3 protein-coding genes are annotated in these 1,643 nt (G+C 49.8%); all 3 read right to left on the bottom strand.

Features of this window, described 5'->3' with window-relative positions; translation table 11 throughout:
- Positions 1–62: 62 nt before the first annotated feature.
- A complete protein-coding gene (locus tag AN477_RS00090) occupies positions 63–674 on the bottom strand; it encodes a hypothetical protein (protein WP_054967162.1) in 612 nt (203 codons plus the stop codon).
- Positions 674–1,024 (bottom strand): hypothetical protein, encoded by a 351-nt coding sequence (locus tag AN477_RS00085; protein ID WP_054967161.1) that lies wholly within the window; start codon positions 1,022–1,024, stop codon positions 674–676. The genes AN477_RS00090 and AN477_RS00085 overlap by 1 nt, the downstream gene beginning before the upstream one ends.
- A gap of 80 nt (positions 1,025–1,104) precedes the next feature.
- The coding region (locus AN477_RS24900; RefSeq protein WP_169787820.1) for a hypothetical protein at positions 1,105–1,643 on the bottom strand (539 nt) is incomplete at its 5' end.

The following is a 1,643-nucleotide window of genomic DNA, read 5'->3' as shown; positions in this document are numbered from 1 at the left end:
ACATTTTGAGTAGCTGATGCCACCCGACGGTTTTATAGCGTGTAAGTCCATTCATCTTTAACTCAAGCTGCGGAAGATTCGTCGGCGTCAGCCGCAGCAAAACTTCCTCCGCGTAAGATGCGCCAACAACTTGCGTCTGCAACGTGTTCATAAAAGGTCATAACCTCCCAGGCTCTAAGCAGCGCTTCCCAAGCTTCAAGTGTGGAGTGCCACTCCCAATCGATCACCCAATAGATGTCCATCCAGAATAGTTGTCCGAGTGTTGGCTCGGCCGGTTTCTGTTGAATCAAGTTTGTGTTTGGAAGGAGCCAGTGAATAAAGTGAGCCCATTTTCGTAATTCCTGCGGTTCGCCCTGAAAATGCACCGACAGTGTGGGTGCATTGTGGATGAGTTCTTGAATGGGATCAGTGATGTCCGCAAGGGTCATCACATCGATCCACGTTCCAGACTCCAAATCAGGAACTGACACCTCAACCTCTAAATCAGGTGCCAGCAAAGCCATCAAGGATTGAACTTGGGCGTTCTCTAGGTCCCCCATCCCATTCATGTCGTATCCATAGCCCCAACCTTCTTGATCTACTTCATCGATAAACCCGGTTCTTCGCATGAAATCCCGGATGAACCAAATGTCTTCCAAACCGCGGTACAAGTGTTCACGAAGCTCGTCATACATCAGATAAACACCTCCGCGACGGAAGGGTCATAAAGTGACGTAAGGTTCATGCATTTGTGCCATACCGTATCCCATGCCTCATCATCTATCGCAAAATAGGCAGTTTCGACTGCCGCGCTCGCCTCATCAGAAGGGTCGATGAGTTGAGAAGCCATGTGAAATATTTCATCGGAAAGCCCAAAAATGTACCTGGCAGGGAGATTCTCTGATTGCATACGTTGAAGGAGGTCGCAGGCGGCTTCGACCACGGCACTTGCCTCCCTGTTTTGGTCCGGGGTGTTTTCCAGTTCGCTGATTAGTTGATCCCAGTGAAGCGTGATGATTCGAGGATTTAAAGGTTCGGTTTGCATATGGATCCCTCCATTCACCTCCCCGTGATCAAGGGAGGTGAAATCGTTCCCTGAATGAACGGAGTGAGTAAATAGCGAGATTAGATAGCATCGAGTGCAAACAGAGCGATTTGGTCATCACTGACCTTGCGCCTACTTGGTCTGACCTTTTCGACAAGTCCCATTTTCCGACGCAAATCTCCGATTGTAATGGGAGGCTCGATGTCTATCACTTCGGCTTGAACTGGCTTGCTCTTATCTGGAACTGTAAACAGCGGCAGAATCGCAAGCTTTTCATCCGGTTGCTCAACAAACGAGCTACTCTGTTCGGCTTCCTTACGGCGCAACTCGATTGGAGACATGAGTTGGACAGGTTCCGGTACATTCGCCAATCGGCGCGTTTCCGACGCAAGTCGATTCATCGCTCGTCCAATTTCCTGTTTGAATCGTTCCTCGGCAAGCATCGTCACCCCGGCCGGAATGTCTTTGTCGGCAAGTGCTCTCCACTTTTGTGAAAGGTCTTCGACGTCCCCTAGGCAACTTGCAATGGCGAAGGTAGATGCGGACTTGTCGTCTTGTACTGCAAACTGCGACACCTCAGACTTATCAAGTCTTCCTTCAAGCAACATCGCATGACTGC

The organism is Paenalicyclobacillus ferrooxydans (assembly GCF_001399675.1).
GTDB classification, from domain to species: domain Bacteria; phylum Bacillota; class Bacilli; order Alicyclobacillales; family Alicyclobacillaceae; genus Alicyclobacillus_B; species Alicyclobacillus_B ferrooxydans.
This window is presented reverse-complemented; position numbering and strand designations above follow the sequence as displayed.

What these genes read in the sequence shown, in the direction of transcription:
- AN477_RS00085 (WP_054967161.1), bottom strand. Translation starts at nt 1,024, where the DNA reads ATGCAAACCGAACCTTTAAATCCTCGAATCATCACGCTTCACTGGGAT.
- AN477_RS00090 (WP_054967162.1), bottom strand. Translation starts at nt 674, where the DNA reads ATGTATGACGAGCTTCGTGAACACTTGTACCGCGGTTTGGAAGACATT.